Genomic DNA, 18823 nt, shown 5'->3' on the forward strand with positions numbered 1-18823 from the left:
TCAGCAAAATGCAGGCGAAGAATATCTCATGACAACAATCTATATTGGCGTAATGACTGGAACCAGCATGGACGGCGTCGATTTTGTTGCCGCTTCATTCGATCCTCTACAGATTCATGCCACTTTGACTGTGCCATTTGATCCTGATTTACGTGATGAATTAATGGCATTGACTTTACCGAGTGATAATGAAATTGATCGAATGGGTAAAGCAGATGTTGCGCTTGCAACCATGATTGGAAATGCTATTAACCAACTCATACAAGAAAATAACTTAGATAAAAAAGCCATCAAAGCCATTGGTTCACATGGGCAAACCATTCGTCATCGTCCTGAACATGGTTTTACTTTACAAATCGGTGATCCAAATATTATTACTGAAATTACGCAGATTCCTGTGATTTCAGATTTTCGCCGCCGTGATATGGCAGCAGGCGGACAAGGCGCACCATTAGTTCCAGCCTTTCATCAAGCGTTGTTTCAACATCCAACCATTCACCGTGTGATCTTAAACTTGGGGGGTATTGCCAATGTCAGCTTATTGCCTGCAGGCAATCCAGAAGGTGTTTATGGCTTCGATACAGGACCTGCCAATATCTTGATGGATGCTTGGTGCCATCGTTATACAGGTCAGCCTTATGATGAAAATGGCAATTGGGCAGCCTATGGGCAACCGATTCGTACTTTATTAGACCGTTTACAAGCGCATGAGTATTTTTCAAAAGAACCACCGAAAAGCACAGGGCGAGAAGACTTTAATTTAGAGTGGTTAGATGAACAAATTTTGGATTGGCGTAATGATATTGAATATGATGAGTTGGAAGATACACCTGAAAATATTCAAGCAACCTTAATGAAACTGACCACACGTGCGATCAAAAAAGCCATTTATCGCTCACCATTAGACACAGGTGAAGTCTATGTTTGTGGTGGTGGGGCATATAACTCGCATTTATTAGAACAATTGCGTTGGCGTTTGCGTAAACATAATTGGTCAGTACAAACCACATCTGCCTTAGGTTTAGCACCGACTTGGGTGGAAGCGGCAGCTTTTGCTTGGTTGGCAATGCGTTTTGATCAGCAGCTTAGTGGTAATCTACCTGCTGTCACAGGTGCACATGGCTATCGTATTTTAGGTACGATCACAGCAGTATGATTTTTAAATCTCATTCTTAAGGTCAATGTTGTTGAACAATTTTGACCTTTGCTTAGCGGTAGGTGTGTTAAAAATAATATTTATCTGCAAATAAGAAGTAAAAATGGATATTTCAAAACAACGTATCACATCATTTCAACGAGACGATCTAAGTTTTGATGTGATTGATACAGGACCATTGGATGGGCAAATATTCGTGTTATTACACGGTTTTCCTGAAACCAATAAAAGTTGGCATGAAACTTCAGAAATATTGAATCATCATGGCTATCGAACTTTAGCCGTGAATCAACGTGGTTATAGTTTGGCGGCACAACCGACAAAACGTCGCGATTATCGTGGTTCAGCCTTAGTTGAAGACGTAAAGACTTTGCTTGATCTCATTCAACAACCTGTTTATTTGGTTGGACATGACTGGGGCGCAGTGGTGGCATGGGATGTTGCGCAACGTTATCCTGAAAAAATAAAGCATCTCATTGCCGTTTCAGTACCGCATAAAGCAGCGTTTATGCAAGCGATGCTGAAAAGTAATCAGTTGTTTAAATCCTATTATATGGGTTTATTCCAACTGCCTAAAATTCCTGAGATTTTATTTGAGAAATTTCCAAAAATAGGATTAGGGTTACTCAAAAACTCAGGAATGACTCAGCAGCAATTAGATGATTTTCAAAAACAAATTGTTGACGAAAAAAGATTAACCTTTGCATTAAATTGGTATCGTGGTCTACCTTTTAGTTCCAATAAAACATTGTTGAAACCTGTGACAGTGCCTACCCTATTTATTTGGGGGAAACATGATGTGGCAATAGGTTATAAAAGTGTGGAATTGAATAAAAATTATGTAGATGCACCTTATAAAGAAATTATTATGGATGCAACTCATTGGATTCCTGTGCAAAATGCCAAAGCATTAAGCCAATATATTTTAGATACGATTGTTTAAAAGATTGCTTTTAAAATAAAAATGCCCCCAGATTTGAGGGCATTATAAAAATTTTTTGTCAATTAAATCGAGAATGAAGAACCACAACCACAAGTCGTTGTTGCATTTGGATTATCAACAATAAAACGTGAACCTTCCAAACCTTCGATATAGTCGACTTTTGAACCTACTAAATATTGATAACTAAGTGAGTCTACCAATACTTTGACATCACCATTGCTAAATTCAGCATCGTCGTCATTCATGCTTTCTGCGAAATTAAAACCATAAGAAAATCCTGAGCAGCCACCACCTGTTACATATACACGTAACATAAGTTCTTGATTACCTTCACTATCACGAAGTTGACGAACTTTATTCGCTGCATTATCAGTTAGTTCAAGAGCTTGGGCATTCATGGGGGATATTCCTCAAACGAGTTTGAATAGTGTCTTTCAAATAAAAAGACCATATATAGTATACTCAATATATGGTCAGTCTGTGAACTTTAAAGTGAATTCTGAGTAATTTTGTTGGGTATTAACTCAAATTACTTGTAGTTTTCATCTTGTAAAGCACATTCAAAGTTTTTAGGGTCATTTTTACAGCGGAATTGCCATAATAATTTCATCATTTGTTTATTATAAACACCTTGCTTGGTCAAACTGATACGAGATTCACGCATCAGCTTTTGATAGCCAGGTTTGTCCCCCGCAGGGACTTGCATCCAATATTTTGCAGGAATGTCAGCTTTCATTTTTCCAAGAATCGTAAAAGCGCGTGGCAGTTGTCCTTTCACCCAATCTCGTGATTTTTGTCCAAATCCTTCTGGAAACTTATCTTTACGGATAATCAAGTTACCTGTGACTTGTAAAATTGGATAATTTACAATAGCTCCTTTGCTACCTAAGCCCTTATGCAATTCTAAAGGTTTAAATACCGCAGCAGGCGCACCAATAATATCCACTTGTCCGTTATTGAATTTTGCACCAAAGTTAGTGACATCTGCGCTCACTGCTTGCGCACCGATTTGTTGCACCATGATTTTTTGTGCTTGGTCATAGTCGAGTACTGCTATTTTTTTACCAGCAGCTTTAGCAACCGTATTAATATTGCGGTCATTCACCATTAAGAAGGCATCACCTACAGGAATGACACCGACAACTTCATATTGTCCATTGGTCATATGCTTTGCAAAATTCGGTGAGGTCAAACCTTGCATAACCTTTACTGCAAGATTTAGATCAGGAATAGCTCCAATTGCATCTAAAGAGCCTGTAAAATTATTGAACTGACGACCACGCATACCTGTAACGCTGATCCCATCGCATTTTCCAGCTTTAAAGTCTTCTGCAATCACTGCTTCATTTTGATTGACTTTGAGCTCTATATCAGCGCCCCAAGATTTTGCAGCGAGTTGATAATCTTTCATCAGATTAAAAACATCACCATTTTTACCTACTAGGTCAAATACACACATGACTTGTTTGGCTTGTACGGTAGAGACAGCTGCACATAAACCTGCAGCGACTAACAGGGTCTTGGAGTATTTCATTTTATTTTTCCATTCCATGATCAAATTATTTTTTTAATATGCACTGCGTAAAGAATTTTTTCTTGCTCAGGCAGACCGTATAAGATTAAGTGTTAATGATTTATATAACAATGACTTAAATGACAAATTGAAAATAGAAAAAAACCCAGAATTTATTCTGGGTTTTTCCTTTTAAATCAACATTATTCGCCAGCTAAGCTACATTCAAAATTCGCTTTGTCGACAGAACAACGTGCTTTTTTAAGTACAGACATCATACCAGCATCATATACGCCCATTTTAGTTAACTCTAAACGACCATCACGCATCATTTTTTGATATTTTAATTTGTCGTCTGCAGTTAAGTTTACTTTGTATTTCGCAGGAATTGATGCTTCTAAACGATTGATCATTGCAAAGCTTTTTGGCAAGTTCTTCACAAAATAATCACGCGATTTTTGACCAAAACCAGCAGGGAATTTTTCTGGGCGAATCAAGAAGTCAGCTGTAATTTGCATTACAGGGAAGTTGAATACCGCACCATTTGAACCCAAACCTTTGTTTAATTCCAATGGCTTGTATGCATATGCTGGCGCACCAATCATATCCACTTGACCGTTGTTAAATTTCGCAGCAAAGTTAGAAATATCTGAAATAACGGCTTGCGCACCTACACGTTGAACAATCACTTTCTGTGCTTGGTCATAGCCTAAAACTGCGAATTTTTTACCAGCCGCTTTTTCAATTGAGTTGATATTTTTGTCGCGCACAAAAATAAATGCAGAACCTAAAGGTGCAACACCTGCAACTTCGTATTTTTTACCGCCAAGGTTAGACACCATTTTGCTTGCATTACGTGCATCTAAAGCAAAAGTAATTGCTTTTTGTGCGATCGCATTACTTGGTACGCCACCTAAAGAGTCGATAGAACCCACAAATTTGTTATATTGACGAGCACGCATTGCTGTCATGAATACGCCGTCACATTTGCCTGCTTTAAAATCGTTATCTGCAACAGCTTCGTCTTGTTTTGGAATTAAAGTAACATCAGCACCCCAACCTTTTGCAGCTAATGCCCATTCTTGTGCCATTTGGAAAGATTCACCAGATTTACCTAATAAATCAAATACACAAACATTAATCGCAGCATTTGCAGCTGTTGTACTTAAACCTAAGATTGTCGCCGCAGCTAAAGCTATTTTTTTCATATTTTGGTCCTTGTCAATTATACATCCATAATTGGAGTTTCTTTTAACCGCAATCTTAATCAACTTTATTTAAAAAAAATAGAGCTTTTACTCCATTTTTTTGTATATTTTGAACCATTGCATTATTTTATTTTTACGTTAGCAAAAATGTATTAAACGATTTAAAAATATATTTAAGATTATGATTTCATTCTTATAAATTATTTTATAAAAATGATTATTTTATAAAAATTTATTTTAAAAGGCGTAAGTCAAAAATAAAATGAACGTAACAGTTTATTTTTGATGACATAAAAAGTTTTTTTGGCTTACAGGATATGTCTGTAAAATCAGTCAAAAAAGTAGGGACTTTTATGACTGATTTTACGATTATGTCTACATTTTAAATGTTTTAAGTATAAAATTATTCACCCGCCAATGAACATTCAAAATTGGTACGGTCAATTGTACAACGTGCTCTTTTCAATACCGACATCATGGTTGCATCATAAACACCGCGTTGAGTTAAATCGATGCGGACTTCTCTGAGTAATTTTTGATATTTAACTTCATCTTCTTTGGAGATATTAAGCTTATATTTGGCTGGAATTTCTGCCTCTAAACGTTGAATTAATTTAAATGTTTGAGGAAGTCTTTTTAAAGACCAAGCACGTGATTTTTCGCCAAAACCTAGCGGAAATTGATCAGGTTTAATAATAATATCAGCGGTGACATGCATAACGGGATAAGTAAACATTGCACCTTTACTGCCTAGTCCTCGATGAATTTCGAGTGGTTTAAAAGCGTATGCTGGAGATGGAACTGAATCAACTTCCCCAGAGTTAAATCTTTTAACGAAATTAGAAATATCTGAAGGAACGCCAACCGCACCTACTCGCTCTACAGCAGCTTTTTGAGCAATATCATAATGTAAATAGGCAAACTTAATGCCTTTGGCTTTTTCAAATGAGTCAATTTTACGATCACGGACAAAAATATAAGCCATACCTAAAGGACTAATCCCTACAAGTTCATATTTCACCCCATTTTTAACTGAAACTAATCGTCTAGCATTGCGTTTATCTAATGCATAAGTAATGGCTTTTTCTGCAATTGCATAGGTTGGCACACTGCCAACAGCATCTAATGAACCGCCAAATTTATTATATTCACGTGAGCGCATAGTCGTCATTGCTACAGCATCACATTTATTGGTCTTAAAATCACTATCTGCTTGTTCTTCTGATTTATAGGCAATCAGATTGACATCCGCACCCCAACTTTTAGCAGCCAATGCCCACTCTTCCATAATTTTATAGGATTCGCCAGCTTTTCCGAGTAAGTCAAAAACACAAACATTTTGCTTTGCTTGTGCCAAAGGCGATATGAATATACCTAAACTACATATCAAAAATAATTTATTTTTCATTTTTATTTCCTTAGCGTTTTATCCATCTGAATTCACACATTTTTATGTGTTTTAACATAGAGTACGACAGTGATCAAATAATATGCGCTAAGTGGTAGTATGAAGTTCAGCTTAAAAATTTAGATGAAAATAAAATCGTCCTTTTAAAAAAATCTAAATTGTATTGGCTTTAAAACAATTAATTGTAATTAATTTTTAAAATACAAAAACTTAATTTAATTAAAAAATTTTATTTGAAATTCAAAATTTAAATAAATGTTCAAATTACATTCATAAAAGCTAAATATTTGCGCTGCACACTAAATCCAAATATTAAATAGTCTAGAGTGAATTATGCAACATTTATATAAGAAAAAAGTATGGGGAATTTTACCATTATGTGTGATTTTTACCGCATGTAATGACGACAAAGATGTTGTAGTTGTTCAACCACCTGTTGAAAATAAAAGCTTAGAATTAAATATCTTACATATCAATGATCACCATTCACATTTAGATGAAGACAAGGATGGTTTTGCTTTAAAAGCCAATGTAGGTAAAGGGGATGAGGATTTTAATGCAGGCAAAGGCGGTTTTGCGCGTGTCACTGCGATGATTAATCAACTTTCTGCTGAAAAGAAAAATGTCTTTAAAATGCATGCAGGCGATGCGATTACAGGCGATTTATATTACAACTTAACTAATGGTAAAGCAGATGCTGATGCCATGAATACGCTATGTTTTGATACCTTTACGTTAGGTAATCACGAGTTCGATTCGACCGATTTTGGCTTGAAAAAATTTATAGATTTTTTAGACCAAGGAAGTTGTAAGGAAAAAACTAAAATTTTATCTGCCAATGTCAGTTTTGGCGCATCTTCACCATTATACAAAACTAATCGTATTCAAAAATCACAAGTTTTTGAGAAAGATGGAGTGAAATTTGCGGTGATTGGTTTGACCATTGCAGGGAAAACTAAAAATTCATCACAGCCAAATTCAGACACGACTTTCGCAGATGAGATTGTGACTGCACAAAAAGAAATTGATCAGTTAAAAGCACAAGGCATTAAAAATATTATTTTACAAACGCATGTTGGTTATGACCTCGACCAAAAATTAGCGACTGCTTTGACCGATGTGGATGTGATTGTAGGTGGAGATTCACATACCTTACTTGGACCAAAAAGTTTAGAAAAATATAGTTTAAGTCCTGAGGGCGCTTATCCAACCCAACTCAAAAATAAAAATGGTGACGCAGTTTGTGTTGCGCAAGCTTGGGAATACAGCAATATTGTCGGTGAGTTAAATGTGAAATTTGACAAAGAGGGTAAAATTGCCAGTTGTACAGGGACACCACATCTACTTCTAGGTGATGATATTAAACGTACCGCAGACATTAAAAAATATAATGCGGACTTAATGCAATTTAATACAGGTAAAAGTCCAGCACAGCAAAAAGTCTATAATCGCAATGAGATTCCAAACATCAGTGCGGCTGAAAAAGATATGATTTTAAATCAAATTAAAGCAGATCAAGTGCCATTTAATTTTATTCAGCCTGATCCAAAAACTTTAACTGTGCTGAAACCGTATCAAACCCAAAAACAAAAGTTTGCAGAAGAAGTGGTTGGACAAGCGACAGATAATCTTTGTTCACGTCGTGTGCCGGGTACTCAACGTGATGTGGGACGTTCGACTTTGGGTGATGTATGTAATAAAAATATCCATGTCGATCAACATGGCGGTGATATTCAACAGATCATTGCTGAAGCTTTCTTGCAACAAGGTAAGGCATTCTTTGGTGCAGATATTTCCATTCAAAATGGTGGTGGTGTACGAGAGGATGTTGCACAAGGCAATGTCACAGTTGGTAAGATTTACAGTGTTTTACCTTTTAAAAATACTTTGGTTGAACTGCATCTGACAGGTGCAGAAGTGAAAGCAACCTTAGAAGATGCGATCGACAGTGTAATTGCTAATAATACAGGCAGTTATCCATATACAGGCGGTTTACGTTGGAATGTTGATTTTAGCAAAAATAAAGGTCAGCGTTTAACCCAGCTCCAAGTCCGCAATAAAGACGGTAAATATGATGCTTTAGATTCAAATAAAACCTATAAAATCGTGACGATTGATTTCTTGGCAAATGGTAAAGATGGTTATACCACTTTAAGCAGTATCACAGGAGATCGCCGTTCCAATGTAGGTTTGGATTATGCAGAAGCCTTTTTGAAATACACGCAAGGCTTGGCAGGGCAAGTGGGACAAAAGAAAATTAATAAATTGCCAACTGAAGCATACAGTACACAACAGTTTGTAGATGTAGCTAAAACTCAAACTAAATAGATTTAACTTTACAAAAATCCTGCTTGTCAGGATTTTTGTTTTTTATACAGAAAATGACTTGCGGTTTGAAAAATGAGCAATTAATATAACGCCCAAAATTAAGCCATGGTGGCTTAAAATCAATAATGATTCCAATTTTAATTGCACACTGACTGTTATTGATCTTGTAACGTTGCCTTTGACAAGATCGCGATCTCCACTTTACTGGTTGCAGGATGACCATAATATCTTGATTTAACCCGCCTTTTTATTGATCCAAAAGCATGTGTCTATTTGGAGTATTCGGGAGAGAAATCATGTTGTTTATTCAAGTAATCTATGCTGGTTTGCGATAAAACCATATAAAACTAAATGCGCTAAATTGCGCGAAAAACTTAAAAACTTTGAAAGAGTATAAATGTCTTCAGTACATTGTATTGTCTAGAAAAACTGCAATGTACTCACATTTGAAAATTGTTAGTGAACATATGAATACATATATTAATCAACCTTTTGCAGAAGATATGCAACAAGGTGAGGTGGAGAATTTTGCTGAAACTCATCCACTGGCGAAGCTGTGGGCTTTGCGTTTTTTAGTGGAATTGGGTGGTGCAAAAGAGTTTATTTGTGATAATTGTTTTAGTCATCAATGGATTGCAAAACAGTTAGGTTTTTCATAAGGCTTATGCACAGACCAGTTTAATGAGCTATTGGCACATCAAGAGTTAAATCAACTCTATCAAAATATTGAGCAACAACATTTAACAAAACCATTTCAGCTCAGTGCTGAATTGCAATTTAACTTAAAACTTTTACAGCAATTGCTAGATTTGAACGATGTTGAGTGTTTGATATTGGCTTTTGTGGTGTTGTTGAATAGTGAACAATTACTTGATGATATTGCCGATACCATTGGTGAGTTAACGGCATCTAAAACTTTGCGTGCTATGACTGTGGTGTTGAAAGTGCCTTATGATGACATTCGCCAAGCTTTGTCTGTACAAGGACGTCTGCATCGAAGTGGTTTGATTAGCGTACAACAGCATTATCGTAATTATTTACGTGGCAAACTAAGTCTGGTTTCTAACCAACTGGTGGATAAATTATTGGTTCAAGCCAATGATGTGATGGATTTATTTGCTGGTACGATCAATAAAAGTGATGCTGCTGAGTTGACATTACAGGATTATCCTCATCTTGAAAAAGATTTAAGTTTGTTATTAGCCTACTTAAAACAAGTCAAAAATAACAAACAAAAAGGGGTTAATATTTTCCTATACGGCAGTTCTGGTACAGGAAAAACCCAGTTATGCAAAGTGATCGCTAAGCAACTTGCTGTACAACTGTTTGAAATTTCTTATGAAGATGAAGACGGGGATGCCATTTCTGCGACAGGACGTTTATGTGCCTATCGTGCGGCACAGTGTATTTTTGACAGTCAGTCGGCTTTATTGATGTTTGATGAAATCGAAGATGTTTTTAATGACACTGAAAATGGCATGGGCATGAAAAGCACGGCGCAAAGTCGTAAAGCTTGGGTCAACCGTATCTTAGAGCAGAATCGTACACCAACGATTTGGGTTTCAAATTCCGATCAACTTGATCCTGCATTTATACGTCGTTTTGATCTGGTACTTGAAATCAAAGTGCCTCCGAAAAAACAACGACTGCAATTTATTGCCAAACAATGTACTACTGATGACGTTGAACCCCTGTATCAAGAAGCATTTGCCAATGTTGAGCAACTTTCGCCTGCGATTCTAAATCGTAGCTATAAAGTAGCAAAAATGGCAAAAATCCAAAATGAAACGTTGGTGGTACAAGGTAGTATGCGCAAACTTATTTCCAATACGCTGAAAGCACAAGGATTTCAGGCGGTAAAATTGCAAGACAGCAATGCTTTGCCTAAATTTTACGATCTAAATTACATCAATACCAAAGCTGATCTCCAACAGATTGTGAAAGGGATACAGCAACATGGTTTTGGTCGTTTGTGCTTATATGGTGCATCAGGTACGGGAAAAACCGCATTTGCACGTTGGTTGGCGGAATACTTGGATCAACCGCTTCTGGTAAAACGTGGTTCAGATTTGATTTCACCTTGGGTTGGACAAACCGAACAAAACTTAGCAAAAGCCTTTAGTGATGCAGAGGAACAACAAGCAGTTTTATTGCTAGATGAAGTCGATGGTTTGTTACAAGATCGACGACAAGCAACAAAATCTTGGGAAATTTCTCAAGTCAACGAGTTCTTGGTACAGATGGAAAGCTTTAATGGCATTGTTGTAGCAACGACAAATCGCTTTGAAGAATTAGACCAAGCTGCTTTACGCCGTTTTGACTTTAAAATGCATTTTGATTTCTTAAGTTATGCACAGCGTTTGACATTATTAGAAAATGTTTGCGAGCAACTTCATCTTGAAGTGAATGAAGCACAGGTGAAAAACCAGCTACATAGTTTAAATAAACTGAGCGCGGGCGATTTTGCAGTGATTATTCGTCAAGCATGTTTCAAACCCTTTGAACATGTCAATGCAGTTTTACAGCATTTAGAAGAAGAAATGTCTGTGAAATACAAAATATCAGGAAAAATGGGTTTCTAAGTTTTCTGAAAATGAGTTCAACAATAAAAAATCTCGCATTTGTGCGGGATTTTTTTATAAAAATGCTTAAAAAATAGATAAAAAAACCTTTTTTTGAGTGTTTTAGTCGAAATAATGCCCACATGAGCAAAAAGCTTTAAAAAAGGGGTTGCACCTGCTTAGAAATACTGTAGAATGCACATCCATCGGCGGTGATGAAGATTAAAACTTCTGATAAAACAGTAGCTTAGCATGAAATAGTTGAGTTGGGTTTTAGCAGGGAGGATTAAAAATAGTTTTCATTATCAGTTGACTTTCTGATTTAAGAGAGTAATATAGCCGACCTAGCTTGATGCTGACGAAGCATTGAGAAGATCATTAAGAGAATATGAAGAACAACTTGTGTGGATTTTTACTGATTGATTAATCGAAATAATTATCATTGATTGATTGGTTTAAATTACTCGAAGTTTATTTGAGAGAATTTGTCAGTAATTGATGAGCCAGAATTGGTGTCTTATTCTTTAATAAAGGCACAAATGATTTTAACTGAAGAGTTTGATCATGGCTCAGATTGAACGCTGGCGGCAGGCTTAACACATGCAAGTCGAGCGGGGTGAGTTGCTTCGGTAACTGACCTAGCGGCGGACGGGTGAGTAATACTTAGGAATCTGCCTATTAGTGGGGGACAACATTCCGAAAGGGATGCTAATACCGCATACGCCCTACGGGGGAAAGCAGGGGATCACTTGTGACCTTGCGCTAATAGATGAGCCTAAGTCGGATTAGCTAGTTGGTGGGGTAAAGGCCTACCAAGGCGACGATCTGTAGCGGGTCTGAGAGGATGATCCGCCACACTGGGACTGAGACACGGCCCAGACTCCTACGGGAGGCAGCAGTGGGGAATATTGGACAATGGGGGGAACCCTGATCCAGCCATGCCGCGTGTGTGAAGAAGGCCTTATGGTTGTAAAGCACTTTAAGCGAGGAGGAGGCTCTTTTGGTTAATACCCAAGATGAGTGGACGTTACTCGCAGAATAAGCACCGGCTAACTCTGTGCCAGCAGCCGCGGTAATACAGAGGGTGCGAGCGTTAATCGGATTTACTGGGCGTAAAGCGTACGTAGGCGGCTTTTTAAGTCGGATGTGAAATCCCCGAGCTTAACTTGGGAATTGCATTCGATACTGGGAAGCTAGAGTATGGGAGAGGATGGTAGAATTCCAGGTGTAGCGGTGAAATGCGTAGAGATCTGGAGGAATACCGATGGCGAAGGCAGCCATCTGGCCTAATACTGACGCTGAGGTACGAAAGCATGGGGAGCAAACAGGATTAGATACCCTGGTAGTCCATGCCGTAAACGATGTCTACTAGCCGTTGGGGCCTTTGAGGCTTTAGTGGCGCAGCTAACGCGATAAGTAGACCGCCTGGGGAGTACGGTCGCAAGACTAAAACTCAAATGAATTGACGGGGGCCCGCACAAGCGGTGGAGCATGTGGTTTAATTCGATGCAACGCGAAGAACCTTACCTGGTCTTGACATAGTAGAAACTTTCCAGAGATGGATTGGTGCCTTCGGGAATCTACATACAGGTGCTGCATGGCTGTCGTCAGCTCGTGTCGTGAGATGTTGGGTTAAGTCCCGCAACGAGCGCAACCCTTTTCCTTACTTGCCAGCATTTCGGATGGGAACTTTAAGGATACTGCCAGTGACAAACTGGAGGAAGGCGGGGACGACGTCAAGTCATCATGGCCCTTACGACCAGGGCTACACACGTGCTACAATGGTCGGTACAAAGGGTTGCTACCTAGCGATAGGATGCTAATCTCAAAAAGCCGATCGTAGTCCGGATTGGAGTCTGCAACTCGACTCCATGAAGTCGGAATCGCTAGTAATCGCGGATCAGAATGCCGCGGTGAATACGTTCCCGGGCCTTGTACACACCGCCCGTCACACCATGGGAGTTTATTGCACCAGAAGTAGGTAGTCTAACCGCAAGGAGGACGCTTACCACGGTGTGGTCGACGACTGGGGTGAAGTCGTAACAAGGTAGCCGTAGGGGAACCTGCGGCTGGATCACCTCCTTAACGAAAGATTGACGATTGGTAAGAATCCACAACAAGTTGTTCTTCATTGATGTATCTGAGGGTCTGTAGCTCAGTTGGTTAGAGCACACGCTTGATAAGCGTGGGGTCACAAGTTCAAGTCTTGTCAGACCCACCACTACTGATAAGAGTGCAGAAAAGCAGAATACATTAAGATCTTAACTGGGGACTTAGCTTAGTTGGTAGAGCGCCTGCTTTGCACGCAGGAGGTCAGGAGTTCGACTCTCCTAGTCTCCACCATGTACTTTAAAGAGTACGGGCTAAATAATAGATTATAGAAATTAATGAATTTGATGAAAATTGAATTGATTAATTTCTGTGATTTATCACAGTTTACTACTTGCTGACGAGGCGGTAGTTAATCATTAACAGAATATATTTGAGTTGAAATAAATTGTTCATACTCGTTTTAGTTAACTTAGCAAGCAATTGTGAAAGTTAAATGAAATGAGTAACTAGCGATAAAACTGAATCAAGCGTTTTGGTATATGAATCTAATTGAAGCTGTACAGTGTTTAGATACACAGTACTTCGAACTGTAAATTAAATAAATAATTTATTATTTACTTAATTGTCTTAATCCTACTTGTAGGGGTTAACGACTGTTTGGGGTTGTATAGTCAAGTAATTAAGTGCATGTGGTGGATGCCTTGGCAGTCAGAGGCGATGAAAGACGTAATAGCCTGCGATAAGCTTCGGGGAGGCGGCAAATATCCTGTGATCCGGAGATTTCTGAATGGGGAAACCCACTTACCATAAGGTAGGTATCATATGATGAATACATAGTCATATGAGGCGAACGAGGGGAAGTGAAACATCTCAGTACCCTTAGGAAAAGAAATCAATTGAGATTCCCTCAGTAGCGGCGAGCGAACGGGGATCAGCCCATTAAGTTATATGTGTTTTAGCGGAATGCTCTGGGAAGTGCGACCGTAGAGGGTGATAGTCCCGTACACGAAAGGGCACATATAATGATGACGAGTAGGGCGAGGCACGTGAAACCTTGTCTGAATATGGGGGGACCATCCTCCAAGGCTAAATACTCCTGACTGACCGATAGTGAACCAGTACCGTGAGGGAAAGGCGAAAAGAACCCCTGTGAGGGGAGTGAAATAGATCCTGAAACCGCATGCATACAAGCAGTGGGAGCCAACTTGTTTGGTGACTGCGTACCTTTTGTATAATGGGTCAGCGACTTATATTCAGTAGCAAGGTTAACCGAATAGGGGAGCCGTAGAGAAATCGAGTCTTAATAGGGCGCATAGTTGCTGGGTATAGACCCGAAACCGGGTGATCTATCCATGAGCAGGTTGAAGGTTGGGTAACACTAACTGGAGGACCGAACCCACTGTCGTTGAAAAGCCAGGGGATGACTTGTGGATAGGGGTGAAAGGCTAATCAAACTCGGTGATAGCTGGTTCTCCCCGAAAGCTATTTAGGTAGCGCCTCGGACGAATACCATTGGGGGTAGAGCACTGTTTCGGCTAGGGGGTCATCCCGACTTACCAAACCGATGCAAACTCCGAATACCAATGAGTACTATCCGGGAGACAGACTGCGGGTGCTAACGTCCGTAGTCAAGAGGAAAACAATCCAGACCGCCAGCTAAGGCCCCAAAATTATAGTTAAGTGGGAAACGATGTGGGAAGGCATAGACAGCTAGGAGGTTGGCTTAGAAGCAGCCACCCTTTAAAGAAAGCGTAATAGCTCACTAGTCGAGTCGGCCTGCGCGGAAGATGTAACGGGGCTAAAACTATATGCCGAAGCTGCGGATGTATACAATGTATACGTGGTAGGGGAGCGTTCTGTAAGCCGATGAAGGTGGATTGAGAAGTCTGCTGGAGGTATCAGAAGTGCGAATGCTGACGTGAGTAACGACAAAACGGGTGAAAAACCCGTTCGCTGAAAGACCAAGGGTTCCAGTCCAACGTTAATCGGGGCTGGGTGAGTCGACCCCTAAGGCGAGGCCGAGAGGCGTAGTCGATGGGAAATTGGTTAATATTCCAATACTTCTGTGTAATGCGATGAGAGGACGGAGAAGGTTAAGTCAGCCTGGCGTTGGTTGTCCAGGTGAAAGGTTGTAGGCATGTATCTTAGGCAAATCCGGGGTACTCTATGCTGAGAACTGATATCAAGCTGTACTTGTACAGTAAAGTGGCTGATACCATACTTCCAAGAAAAGTCTCTAAGCTTCAGTTACACAGGAATCGTACCCGAAACCGACACAGGTGGTCAGGTCGAGTAGACCAAAGCGCTTGAGAGAACTCTGCTGAAGGAACTAGGCAAAATGGTACCGTAACTTCGGGAGAAGGTACGCTGCCGGTGGTGATTCCCCTCGCGGGATGAGCTGTTGGCAGCCACAGAAACTAGGCCCCTGCAACTGTTTATTAAAAACATAGCACTCTGCAAACACGAAAGTGGACGTATAGGGTGTGATGCCTGCCCGGTGCTGGAAGGTTAATTGATGGGGTTAGCGTAAGCGAAGCTCTTGATCGAAGCCCCAGTAAACGGCGGCCGTAACTATAACGGTCCTAAGGTAGCGAAATTCCTTGTCGGGTAAGTTCCGACCTGCACGAATGGCATAATGATGGGGGCGCTGTCTCCAGCAGAGGCTCAGTGAAATCGAAATCGCCGTGAAGATGCGGTGTACCCGCGGCTAGACGGAAAGACCCCGTGAACCTTTACTGCAGCTTGACATTGAACTTTGATCTTACTTGTGTAGGATAGGTGGGAGGCTTTGAAACCGAGACGCTAGTTTCGGTGGAGCCAATCTTGAAATACCACCCTGGTAATATTGAGGTTCTAACTCTGCTCCATAATCTGGAGCGAGGACCATGTCTGGTGGGTAGTTTGACTGGGGCGGTCTCCTCCTAAAGAGTAACGGAGGAGTACGAAGGTGCGCTCAGCGTGGTCGGAAATCACGCGTAGAGTATAAAGGCAAAAGCGCGCTTAACTGCGAGACCCACAAGTCGAGCAGGTACGAAAGTAGGTCTTAGTGATCCGGTGGTTCTGTATGGAAGGGCCATCGCTCAACGGATAAAAGGTACTCTGGGGATAACAGGCTGATACCGCCCAAGAGTTCATATCGACGGCGGTGTTTGGCACCTCGATGTCGGCTCATCTCATCCTGGGGCTGAAGCAGGTCCCAAGGGTATGGCTGTTCGCCATTTAAAGAGGTACGCGAGCTGGGTTTAGAACGTCGTGAGACAGTTCGGTCCCTATCTACCGTGGGCGCTGGAAATTTGAGAGGATCTGCTCCTAGTACGAGAGGACCAGAGTGGACGAACCTCTGGTGTACCGGTTGTGACGCCAGTCGCATCGCCGGGTAGCTATGTTCGGAAGGGATAACCGCTGAAAGCATCTAAGCGGGAAGCCTACCTCAAGATAAGATTTCCCTAGGACTTTATGTCCTCTAAAGATCCGTTCAAGACTAGGACGTTGATAGGTTGGATGTGGAAGTACGGCGACGTATGAAGCTGACCAATACTAATTGATCGTGAGGCTTGACTATACAACACCCAAACAGTTGTTGTATAAAGCTTAATTGATTCATTAAAGATCAAATGATCTAAAAATACTTGATTCAGATAACGCTTGAACATACAATTTCGCTCAAATTAAATTCTGTTAATAACTCTTTTGGAAAAAACCTTAGCAAACAAGTAAGACTAAGCAAGTATCCATAAACAGTTGTGCTGGCGACAATAGCAAGAGTGAACCACCTGATCCCTTCCCGAACTCAGAAGTGAAACCTCTTAGCGCTGATGGTAGTGTGGGGTTACCCATGTGAGAGTAAGTCATCGCCAGCTCATTATTCAAATCCCTCTGATGCTTATAGCGCAGGGGGATTTTTTTATGCAAAAGAGAAAGATAAAATTAGAAAGTTTAAAATTTATATCTATTTACTTGATCAATTCACATAAATCAGTAGAAAATTGTCGAGTATTAGACTAAAGATCGACCAATTATTTTTGTATTTTTTATTTTGCAAGCTAACTAAAGTCTAATAAACTAGATAAAATTATTTAAGTAATTGTTATTTATAACTTTGTTTATTTATAAAATTACTCTTTTTTAACAAAACCTATAGCCTATTGATATTTTATATCAATAATAGGTGGCATTTTATACCAAAAATTAATTTCTATACTCTTAAGGTATATATTTATGCTGATAAGGTTTTAGACAAAAAATGAACAGCCATTCATTGTATGTTGAAATATAAGTCTCACAATTGGAGGTGAGTAAAATGACAGCGCAAACAATGAATGTAAATGCTGTAGTAGATCGTGCGAAGTTTAAGCCCTTCCACGTCAATATTATTCTTTGGTGTTTATTCATCGTCTTATTTGATGGATATGATTTAGCAATCAATGGGGTGGTTTTACCTTTATTGATGAAAGAGTGGGGCATGACTGCAGTGCAAGCAGGTATGCTGGCAAGTACAGCACTCGCAGGTATGATGTTTGGTGCAATGTCATTTGGGATGCTTGCAGATAAAATTGGACGTAAAAAAGTTATTTTAATTTGCGTTTCATTATTTAGCTTTTTTACTTTTATTGGTGGTTTTGCTTCAAATCCGACTGAATTTGCAATTTTACGTTTTATCGCTGGTTTAGGAATTGGTGGAGTATTACCAAACTTAGTGGCTTTAACTGCAGAATATGCACCGCAACGTTTAAAAAGTACTTTAGTTACCACCATGTTTAGTGGTTATGCCGTAGGTGGCATTATGGCGGCATTGTGTGGTTCATGGTTTGCAGCAGACTATGGCTGGCAAATCATGTTCTATATTGCTGGTATTCCTTTACTTTTTGTACCTTTATTTTGGAAGTTTTTACCAGAGTCTTTAACCTTTTTAGTAAAAGCTCAGAAAATGGATCAAGCACGTCATTTTTTAAAGCAAGTTGAACCTACAGCACAAGTAACAGCTGATACACAATTGGTTTTATCAACGGATGATCAAACCCAAAATGCTTCTGTAAAAGCTTTATTTACTGAAAACCGTGCTGTTGGTACATTATTGTTCTGGTTAGCTTTTTTCATGTGCTTACTGATGCTTTATGCTTTAGGCAGTTGGTTACCAAAATTAATGATGGCAGCAGGATATTCACTCGGTAGTAGCTTAATGTTCTTAATGGCATTGAATATTGGTGCAGTGATCGGAACTGTTGGCGGGGGAATTTTAGCAGATCGATTTGATTTTAAACCTGTACTGATTAGCATGTTGATCGTGGGGATCTTCTCGTTGGTTGGGCTGGGTTTTAATTCACCTCAACCTATTATTTATCTATTGGTAAGCTTGGCAGGTGCATCCTCTATTGGTTGCAGTATCTTATTATATAGCTATGTTGCGCAATATTATCCTGTTGCAGTGCGTTCTACAGGGATTGGTTGGGCATCAGCGATTGGACGTACTGGTGCGATTGTAGGACCAATTTTAATTGGTTATTTGCTTGGTTTAGAGTTACCTCATAAATGGAACTTTATTGCGGTTGCCATCCCTGGGATTATTGGTGCAATTGCGATTTCATTTATCCGTATCAAAAAAGCAGAAAGTAAAATAGAAGTGAAAGCTGCTGCTATTTCCACGAATTAACATA

General features: G+C 39.6%; 10 protein-coding genes, 2 tRNA genes and 3 rRNA genes. 11 read left to right on the forward strand and 4 right to left on the reverse strand.

Annotated features, from left to right (window positions below):
- Nucleotides 1-28 precede the first annotated feature (28 nt).
- Together HUS24_RS10480 and HUS24_RS10485 are read left to right on the forward strand one after the other, a co-directional pair.
- Nucleotides 29-1156 (forward strand): anhydro-N-acetylmuramic acid kinase, encoded by a 1128-nt coding sequence (locus HUS24_RS10480; protein WP_173911967.1) that lies wholly within the window; start codon nt 29-31, stop codon nt 1154-1156.
- 103 nt (nt 1157-1259) lie between these two features.
- Complete coding sequence (locus tag HUS24_RS10485; RefSeq protein WP_173911968.1) at nt 1260-2099, forward strand: alpha/beta fold hydrolase; 840 nt, start codon at nt 1260-1262, stop codon at nt 2097-2099.
- A 62-nt stretch (nt 2100-2161) separates the two neighbouring features.
- Here the strand turns inward: HUS24_RS10485 and erpA are convergent, their stop codons facing one another.
- The 4 genes from erpA to HUS24_RS10505 all read right to left on the reverse strand — a co-directional run bounded on the left by erpA (nt 2162) and on the right by HUS24_RS10505 (nt 6228).
- The gene (erpA, locus tag HUS24_RS10490) at nt 2162-2497 is read right to left on the reverse strand and encodes an iron-sulfur cluster insertion protein ErpA (protein WP_065995218.1); all 336 of its coding nucleotides are present in this window, start codon (nt 2495-2497) and stop codon (nt 2162-2164) included.
- Nucleotides 2498-2628: 131 nt separating this feature from the next.
- Nucleotides 2629-3633, reverse strand: coding sequence for a putative solute-binding protein (locus HUS24_RS10495; RefSeq protein ID WP_173911969.1), 1005 nt, complete (start codon nt 3631-3633; stop codon nt 2629-2631).
- A gap of 182 nt (nt 3634-3815) precedes the next feature.
- Entirely contained in the window at nt 3816-4820 is a 1005-nt protein-coding gene (locus HUS24_RS10500; protein WP_173911970.1) for a putative solute-binding protein, read from the reverse strand.
- 403 nt (nt 4821-5223) lie between these two features.
- Entirely contained in the window at nt 5224-6228 is a 1005-nt protein-coding gene (locus tag HUS24_RS10505) for a putative solute-binding protein (RefSeq protein WP_173911971.1), read from the reverse strand.
- 333 nt (nt 6229-6561) lie between these two features.
- On the opposite strand from HUS24_RS10505, the gene HUS24_RS10510 reads away from it, so the two are divergent.
- The 9 genes from HUS24_RS10510 to HUS24_RS10545 all read left to right on the forward strand — a co-directional run bounded on the left by HUS24_RS10510 (nt 6562) and on the right by HUS24_RS10545 (nt 18819).
- On the forward strand, nt 6562-8556 hold the full coding sequence (locus HUS24_RS10510; protein ID WP_173911972.1) for a 5'-nucleotidase C-terminal domain-containing protein: 1995 nt from the start codon (nt 6562-6564) through the stop codon (nt 8554-8556).
- Between the two features lie 467 nt (nt 8557-9023).
- On the forward strand, nt 9024-9215 hold the full coding sequence (locus tag HUS24_RS17040; protein WP_254433849.1) for a hypothetical protein: 192 nt from the start codon (nt 9024-9026) through the stop codon (nt 9213-9215).
- Between the two features lie 30 nt (nt 9216-9245).
- Entirely contained in the window at nt 9246-11138 is a 1893-nt protein-coding gene (locus tag HUS24_RS10515; RefSeq protein ID WP_254433850.1) for an AAA family ATPase, read from the forward strand.
- A gap of 525 nt (nt 11139-11663) precedes the next feature.
- Nucleotides 11664-13202 (forward strand): 16S ribosomal RNA (locus HUS24_RS10520).
- A gap of 59 nt (nt 13203-13261) precedes the next feature.
- Nucleotides 13262-13338 (forward strand) — tRNA-Ile (locus HUS24_RS10525).
- Nucleotides 13339-13384: 46 nt separating this feature from the next.
- Nucleotides 13385-13460 (forward strand) — tRNA-Ala (locus HUS24_RS10530).
- Nucleotides 13461-13838: 378 nt separating this feature from the next.
- Nucleotides 13839-16731, forward strand: a 23S ribosomal RNA gene (locus HUS24_RS10535).
- 183 nt (nt 16732-16914) lie between these two features.
- Nucleotides 16915-17029: ribosomal RNA gene (rrf, locus tag HUS24_RS10540) — 5S ribosomal RNA — on the forward strand.
- The 16S, 23S and 5S rRNA genes sit together here with 2 tRNA genes alongside, the layout of an rRNA operon.
- A gap of 440 nt (nt 17030-17469) precedes the next feature.
- Entirely contained in the window at nt 17470-18819 is a 1350-nt protein-coding gene (locus HUS24_RS10545; RefSeq protein ID WP_173911973.1) for an MFS transporter, read from the forward strand.
- Nucleotides 18820-18823: the final 4 nt, after the last annotated feature.

The sequence above is a fragment of the Acinetobacter sp. Marseille-Q1618 genome, from assembly GCF_902809855.1.
Classification (GTDB): Bacteria; Pseudomonadota; Gammaproteobacteria; order Pseudomonadales; family Moraxellaceae; genus Acinetobacter.

What these genes read in the sequence shown, in the direction of transcription:
- HUS24_RS17040 (WP_254433849.1), top strand. Translation starts at nt 9,024, where the DNA reads ATGAATACATATATTAATCAACCTTTTGCAGAAGATATGCAACAAGGT.
- HUS24_RS10480 (WP_173911967.1), top strand. Translation starts at nt 29, where the DNA reads ATGACAACAATCTATATTGGCGTAATGACTGGAACCAGCATGGACGGC.
- HUS24_RS10510 (WP_173911972.1), top strand. Translation starts at nt 6,562, where the DNA reads ATGCAACATTTATATAAGAAAAAAGTATGGGGAATTTTACCATTATGT.
- HUS24_RS10545 (WP_173911973.1), top strand. Translation starts at nt 17,470, where the DNA reads ATGACAGCGCAAACAATGAATGTAAATGCTGTAGTAGATCGTGCGAAG.
- HUS24_RS10485 (WP_173911968.1), top strand. Translation starts at nt 1,260, where the DNA reads ATGGATATTTCAAAACAACGTATCACATCATTTCAACGAGACGATCTA.
- erpA (WP_065995218.1), bottom strand. Translation starts at nt 2,497, where the DNA reads ATGAATGCCCAAGCTCTTGAACTAACTGATAATGCAGCGAATAAAGTT.
- HUS24_RS10495 (WP_173911969.1), bottom strand. Translation starts at nt 3,633, where the DNA reads ATGAAATACTCCAAGACCCTGTTAGTCGCTGCAGGTTTATGTGCAGCT.
- HUS24_RS10500 (WP_173911970.1), bottom strand. Translation starts at nt 4,820, where the DNA reads ATGAAAAAAATAGCTTTAGCTGCGGCGACAATCTTAGGTTTAAGTACA.
- HUS24_RS10505 (WP_173911971.1), bottom strand. Translation starts at nt 6,228, where the DNA reads ATGAAAAATAAATTATTTTTGATATGTAGTTTAGGTATATTCATATCG.